Below are 6,744 nucleotides of genomic sequence, written 5' to 3' on the forward strand. Positions count from 1 at the left end.
TTTTGTTGCAATACACCGTCTATTTGCCTTGAACGGATGGTCTTTTCAGACGAAACGGATGATGTATTCAGGTAAAATACACCATCTGTTTTTTGGTAGGGCTACACCTTTTGCCCAAAAGGGTGTAGCTATTTGCCTGAAAGGGTTATACTATGTGGGTGAAAGGGTGTAGCCTTACGAAAAACATGCTTTATTTTCTTCTGGTTGAATGAATAATTCGATGCTATATCAATCTACCCTTTGTTCGTGTTTCGCTCAATATCGGGCTTTAAAACACAAAAAGGGGACAAATCTTTCCATGATGTTCTTCCATAAGTGACTTTTCCCTCCTTTCTGTTTTTCTGCTAAATGAAATCCTTGCATTTTTTTCTTCTTTTCCTGCCTTAGGGCGGAAAGAAGGCACTCTCAGGCGATGGGATTATCAAATTGTCAGATTGATATTATTTGCTTTTCATCACCTTGCTCTTCCAGATATGATATGTCCATTCGGCATGGCTGCTACCCGAAGGTTGTACGTCAGGTGCCGCCTTACTGACTGTAAAGTAGAAAGCAGGTTCTTCCCAATCCTGTAAGTGCCCGAAGTTATCCCGTAATAAAGTTGCGTTATGATTTCTCGGGTATCCTGTATCGTCGGGAGTAATCCGGTATATGGGTGTCCAACTGCCGCTTTGGTTCGTGAAGTCGGAGAGGTTCATGTAGTCTATTTCCAGCGCACTGTTCAGATAAGCGGGGTAATCGTTGGGCATAGGTTGCACAGGGCGTATCATGACAATTTTATCCGCATCCTGGTTGATGGCGAATTCGGAATTGCAGGTATAATCCCTCGATTGGTTGTCAATAGCCAGCAAGCCGCTTTGAACGATAGTCATGGGAGTACTGATGGTATAGTTATCCATGTTGCTGAAGTCAGCTTCCGCCCACGCTATCCGTGTGCCGCCAATGTCACCAATGGTGTAAGTCAGCAATACCTTCCCTTTCTTGTCGAGAGATACTACGGATGGCTGGCCTACTCCCCACGATTTTCCGCCGCCGCCAATTTCCTGGTCACCGTCGTTCGACCATGTCTTTCTTACAATCTGTTTCGGATATTTCACCCAACTATCGGCATCCAGGCTGTTGCTGAATGCCACACCGATTTCATTGTAATACACTCCGTACATATTGCTCAAGAAGAACATGGCATATTTGTAAGTCGTATTGTTCCAACTGAAACTGCCCTCGATGACGGAAGGGTCGCAGGTGTGATGATCGTCCCATGTACCTGCGATGCCCGGTTGCAGCACACTTTTGGGAGCAGTTTGCGAACCGTCCGGATTGATTTTTATATGGAAGATGTTATCAACCATAATCTGGTTTTCCGGGTTGCCGCAGAAGAACAGGTGTACACTGCCGTCCTCCTGTTTCAGGGCGCTCGGACAATAAGAATATTTACTCTCTCCCGTGAAACCGAAGACGAATTCCGGTTTGCTGATGGTTATGGTAGGAGTCGGTTCGGGAGGGATAACGGGCGGTTCTTCTCCCGGTGTGCTGTCCGAACAGGAGCAGAATAGCCATACCCCGATAATATAGAATAGATATTTAGTCATGATATTGATTATTTAGTAAAGTGAGCGGGTTGTTTGCTAATCAGTTTGACGAAATGTTGTTTGATATTCTCAGCCTGGGCAGCATCTACCGTGAGGTAGTAGCGGTTTCCGGTTGCATCGGGAGTAAATTCCGTAGCCCCTTTGTCCGTTACGTTTATCTTGCCTGCGGGCGAAACTGTGAAGTAGGAAGGTCCTTCAACAGAATAGAGTACTGAGGTCAAATCCCATGTCGGACGGTCGTATGGCATTTTTTGATAGCTCTTGTACGCTTCTACCATCGGATGTATCGGTGCCCACTGGAAATCGTTCTCGATGCTGGTAGCAGGATAGTTGATGGCGATACCTACCTCGAAAGGAGAAGTCACCAGCGTGGTGGGCCATTCTGTAAACACTTTCTTTGCTGCCGGAATATCTTTCACAACGTTGTATTCGTACAATTCGGGATTGTTGAAACATCCTGCCATAGTGCATAGCAGTTTCACTTTCTTGGCAACCAGTTCTTTGCCTGTTAACGATGAGTATTCATCGGCCGGAGTATCCAGCAGGCGTGCAAGATTAGTAGAGAAGCCTACGGAAATGATTGTGACCGAACTGTCCGGTTGCTGTGCCAGCAGCTTGCGATATAGGGCGGGAGCTTCCGGCAACTGGTCGTAACCGCCTTTCAGCGAACGTTTGAATGTCGGTTTGCTGTTCTCATTCTGTATCAGACATACGGCTTTGGCATAGTTTGTAGCGTCATTCTCGCAGTCCGCCCCATTGTGCAGGATGCCGATGGGAATTTGGGGATAACCGTACCAAGTGTTCATGATGTCTGTGTATTCGGCAGGGTAAGTGCCCTCCTTGTTTATCATGATACCCAATAAGTCGATGTCTCCCGCATCCAGATATTTGTAGAGCATATCCAGTGCCAGGGCATCGTCCACATCATTGCCGATGTCTGTTTCCAGGATAATCTTTTCCGCGTTTGAAGCAACTTCCGTTTTCTGTTGTTTCCCGGAGGAAGTGCAGCTCGACAAGGTTAGTAGAAATAAGCCTAATAGATAAAGTTTGTTCTTGATCATAACACTATGTTTTAGAAGTTAATTATTCGGTGAAATGGAAATATAGAACTTTCTCATTTGAAGTAACTTTTCAGATTGAACGTAGCCGAATACAGGTCATAAGACCATAACCAGTTCTCTCCTGTCATGGCGGGGGTGAAGTACATCACCAGTTCGTCATCACTGAGCATATAACCTTTCGTGTCCGTCAGGATGCCCGGGTTGTGGTTTCGCGGGAATCCCGTTTCTTCCGGTCCGGCATGCCCTATTTCTATCCAGCCGTCCTTGTCTCCGGCCAGGTCTTCGGTTCTCGGCTTGTACGCCAGACGGCATACATCGCCTACCCAGGTGGGTATTTCCTTGATGGGAGATACGCGGGTTTCGGACACCATATAGATGTACTTGTCGGACATGGCGGGATAACTGTTGGCACTCAGGAAGGGGATTGCCTGTTCCTCGCCCAATACGATGTTATCCAGATCGTTCAGCTTTATCTCGCGCATACAGAAGGGCCCGTTCTCCGTGGTGGAGTGATAGAACAACTGTATGGTGGCGGAGTCCTTGACGATGGTGGTGCTTTGCCCTACACCCCATTTGGTGGTGTCCTGATAGGCAACCAATGGGTTTTTGTCGAACTTAATATAAGGACCTTCAATGTTCTTGGAGATGGCGAGTCCTATCTGGTTATGGTTACAGTCCCAACGGTCTACGCCGAGGTAGGTCATAATCCAGTTGTAGGTTTCCCCTTTATAGGTTGTTTTGAATTCGCGGACGTCGGGGTCGCAGATGTGGCAGTTGTCCCAGCCGCTTTCAGAGGGTTCGATAATCTGTGTGCCGGGTTGCCATACGTAGCCTTTCTCCGTAGGGATGCCTTTATACAGATAAACATAGTCCACTATCTTGAACGGGTCGCGGTTCTCGCAGATGAACCCGTAGCGGATGCCGTATTGGTCCTGAATGATACTCGGAGCATAATTATAGTGTCCTGCGCCACCGCTGAACTCATACCGGATTTGCGGTGTGAGTGTCTGTGGGCTGTTGTCGTCATTGTTCTTACAGCCAGAAAGGGCGAGCAGGGCAAGGCATATATAGGTCTTGTATCTGTTCATCTTCTTAAAATTAGTTTGTTAATGAATGGGTTACAAATCAATCCTCCACTTGTATGTTTTTGACAGGGCGTATCATGGCTGCACGGGCCTTTTGGCCATCGCCCCAGCCCCATGTGTCCCGGTAACCGCCTGAGTCTCCCAATGACATTCCGCCATGTGTGGCGCTCAATGAATTGGCACTGCGCACGGCACAGAGCCATGTGCGGTCCATCATTCCGCTTTCACTTCTCCAGCCGCTTTGGGGCAGGAAGAGGCAGCCCAGTTGTTTCAGGTTGTCCTTGGTGGCACGTTTGGCGGTGGCCTCATCTACTCCGATAATGATTCCGTCAACTTTGAAGCCGGTTTGGGCGGCTGTCACCCATGTTGCTCCTTTTTCCCACAGGGCTGCCATTTCTTGTGTGGTGGGCACACGCCAGCCTTCGGGTGAAGGATCGTTCTCTGTCAGCCAGTTGGTGTTGTCGTTCGTATAGTCGGCGGGCCAGTTGGCCGGTGCGGGGTCGTCCTGCGGGCCGGCGGGATAACCCACTTTGCGGTTGAACTGATACAACTGTCCTATCTCGTCGGGAGAGCTTACGAAAGTTCCGGGAGAGCCTACGTTTTTGGTAGACCATACCATACCGTTTATCAGTATTTCGTCTTCGCCCAGTACCATTGTTTCTTGCAGCACTCTGGACTTCAGCGTCTTGTTGCCGCCGCTTACTTCGATGAGGAGGGAACGGTTTTTTACGAACGAGGTACTCGGCTTTACAGTGAGCGTGATTACCGTCTTGCCTGTGCCCGACGTTGCACTCAGTGTGCACCAGTCTTGTGCCGAACTGTTGGAGTCGGTTAATTTGGCTGTCCAGGATTCATTGCCGGTGACTGTCAGTTCGTAGGTTCCGCCATCCGCACTTACCGGTATGGCTACCGGATTGATGGCAAATTCATTGGGATTGCTTCCGATCACATAGTCGGAATCGTTGCTGCATCCCCATAAAGTCAGCAGTGATATGACTGCTCCTATCAATAAATATCTTGTTTTAGTCATAACTCAGATGTCTTCGGTTAATATTGGTCATTTTGTTTCAGATTCGGATTGTTATCCACTTCGCTTTGCGGCAAAGGCATGCGGATAGACTTACCGATGATGAAGTTGTTGAAATCGCTGTCACGGGTTTTCAACTCGTTCAGAGTGTTGATGTCATTGATGCCCCAGCGTTTCAAGTCAACCCAGCGTACACACTCCATGGCAAGCTCCAGGGCGCGTTCGATTTTCAGATGTTCGCGGAAAGCGTCTTTATTGCTTGTAATCTGGCTGCCATTGTAGAAAGAACTGTCTTCTATGTCGGGCAGGTTTACACGATTGCGCACGCGGTTGAGGCATTCGATAGCTTTGGCAGACGGGGTAGCTCCCAGTTCGTTGAGTGCTTCGGCATAGAGCAATAGCATATCGGCATATCGCAATGCACGGAAGTTGTTGTCATTCCAGTAATACAGCGGGGAGGCATCGGTGCTATACTTCTTGATAAACACGCGGTTACCCCAATCGCTGTTCCAGGGCTTGCCGTAAATCAACTGGTTCGGATATTCGGGGAAGTCGGATGCGGCTCCGTCGTACCACAGGGTGTAGAACAGGCGGATGTCATTCTTCCCGTCCGTAGTTTGTTCGCGTTTGTAGTAGTCCACCAGCCAGCGTCTTGCTTCAATGTTGTTCCAACCGATTCCGGTGGGGGCCTGGTTCATCTCAATCTGTGTGCCCAACTGTGCATTCGGGTCCAGGTAGTTGTCCGTTTGGTCGAAGCCTACCCGGTTGGTCAGTGAGAAGTGGATTTCGTATAGCGACTCCTTGTTGTCTTCCGTTTGGTTGCTGAAGTTGTCAGCCCAGTTGGGGACGAGGTCGTAGTACCGCTTTCCTTCACCGTCGATGAGCCATTCGAGGCATCTGCGGGCATCTTCCCATTTATGGTGCTGTGCATAGGCTTTTGCCAGTAGTCCGTAGGCGGCGCCTTTTGTCGGGCGGCCGTAGTTATTGGCGTCGCGGGTAGCGGGCAGTTTGGTGACGGCGTCTTCCAGGTCGGTTTCTATCTGGGTGAGCATTTCATCCGCACTGGCTTGCATGGGCTTGTCGGCGGCTGAAGAAGTCTTCAGGACAATGGGAATGTTATCCCAGAGAGTGGTCAGATAGAAGTAGTAGAAAGAACGCAGGAACTTGGTTTGGCCTATCAGGTCGTTTTTGTGCGTTTCGTCGGCAAACGTAACATTATCGATGTTGTCCAGCACCTGGTTGGCACGGAAGATGGCGGTGTAGTGTTCCCGGTAGATCTTGGTATTTGCCTCTCCGAAGTTATAATCGGTAAAGATGAACTTGGTGTATTCGTTCAGTTCCGTCCATCCGGCATAGCTGACACCTTCGTCGGCCATGCCTATCATCTGTGTATAGATATTGCGGGTCCATGTCCCCTGGCGGTAGAACATGCCATATACGGATATTACACCGGCCTCAATGTCGGATTCCGTCTTCCAGTATACGCCCGTACTGAGGGTGTTCTCATTTTGTAGGTCGAGCAGGGAAGGGGCGCACGACGTGAACAGCGCTGTGGCGCCGCATAATATATATAGAGCTATCTTTTTCATATCGGCAGTATTTAGAATGTGAATGATAAGGCGAACTGTACGGCACGCGGGTTGGGGAACGAGCAATAGTCTGCTCCCATAGTGAAGATGCCGCTGTCTGCAAATTCAGGGTCCAGTCCGGAATATCCGGTGAAAGTAACCATGTTCTGCAGGGTGACTGACGCACGGAGTCTCTCCAAACCGATTTTCTTGATGTAACGGGTAGGAACCGTATATCCTAAAGTAATGTCGCTCAGACGGAAGAACGAACCGTTCTCCAACCAACGGTCCTGGTCGCTCCGGCTGTTGCGGGAATCTCCGTATACGATGCGCGGACGGTCGTTCACCGGGTGTTCCTGTGTCCAGGGAACAATGCCGTTGAAGTTGTTCTGGTTGTTGGCGAAGTCACCGGCTGCG

General features: G+C 49.3%; 5 protein-coding genes and 1 pseudogene. All 6 read right to left on the reverse strand.

Annotated features, from left to right (window positions below; all coding sequences use genetic code 11):
- Nucleotides 1-440 precede the first annotated feature (440 nt).
- Nucleotides 441-1,586, reverse strand: a complete 1,146-nt coding sequence (locus tag QZ135_RS10160; RefSeq protein ID WP_294608592.1) for a sugar-binding protein — start codon at nt 1,584-1,586, stop codon at nt 441-443.
- A gap of 8 nt (nt 1,587-1,594) precedes the next feature.
- Nucleotides 1,595-2,647: a nucleoside hydrolase gene (locus tag QZ135_RS10165; RefSeq protein ID WP_294608594.1), complete on the reverse strand. Its 1,053-nt coding sequence runs from the start codon at nt 2,645-2,647 to the stop codon at nt 1,595-1,597.
- 53 nt (nt 2,648-2,700) lie between these two features.
- On the reverse strand, nt 2,701-3,735 hold the full coding sequence (locus QZ135_RS10170) for a hypothetical protein (protein ID WP_294608596.1): 1,035 nt from the start codon (nt 3,733-3,735) through the stop codon (nt 2,701-2,703).
- 37 nt (nt 3,736-3,772) lie between these two features.
- A complete protein-coding gene (locus QZ135_RS10175; RefSeq protein WP_294608598.1) occupies nt 3,773-4,762 on the reverse strand; it encodes a BACON domain-containing protein in 990 nt (329 codons plus the stop codon).
- A 17-nt stretch (nt 4,763-4,779) separates the two neighbouring features.
- Nucleotides 4,780-6,348, reverse strand: a complete 1,569-nt coding sequence (locus QZ135_RS10180) for a RagB/SusD family nutrient uptake outer membrane protein (protein WP_294608600.1) — start codon at nt 6,346-6,348, stop codon at nt 4,780-4,782.
- A gap of 11 nt (nt 6,349-6,359) precedes the next feature.
- Nucleotides 6,360-6,744, reverse strand: a pseudogene (locus QZ135_RS10185) (TonB-dependent receptor); the annotation flags it as partial.

The organism is uncultured Bacteroides sp., from assembly GCF_905207245.1.
Lineage (GTDB): Bacteria > Bacteroidota > Bacteroidia > Bacteroidales > Bacteroidaceae > Bacteroides.

What these genes read in the sequence shown, in the direction of transcription:
- QZ135_RS10160 (WP_294608592.1), bottom strand. Translation starts at nt 1,586, where the DNA reads ATGACTAAATATCTATTCTATATTATCGGGGTATGGCTATTCTGCTCC.
- QZ135_RS10165 (WP_294608594.1), bottom strand. Translation starts at nt 2,647, where the DNA reads ATGATCAAGAACAAACTTTATCTATTAGGCTTATTTCTACTAACCTTG.
- QZ135_RS10170 (WP_294608596.1), bottom strand. Translation starts at nt 3,735, where the DNA reads ATGAACAGATACAAGACCTATATATGCCTTGCCCTGCTCGCCCTTTCT.
- QZ135_RS10175 (WP_294608598.1), bottom strand. Translation starts at nt 4,762, where the DNA reads ATGACTAAAACAAGATATTTATTGATAGGAGCAGTCATATCACTGCTG.
- QZ135_RS10180 (WP_294608600.1), bottom strand. Translation starts at nt 6,348, where the DNA reads ATGAAAAAGATAGCTCTATATATATTATGCGGCGCCACAGCGCTGTTC.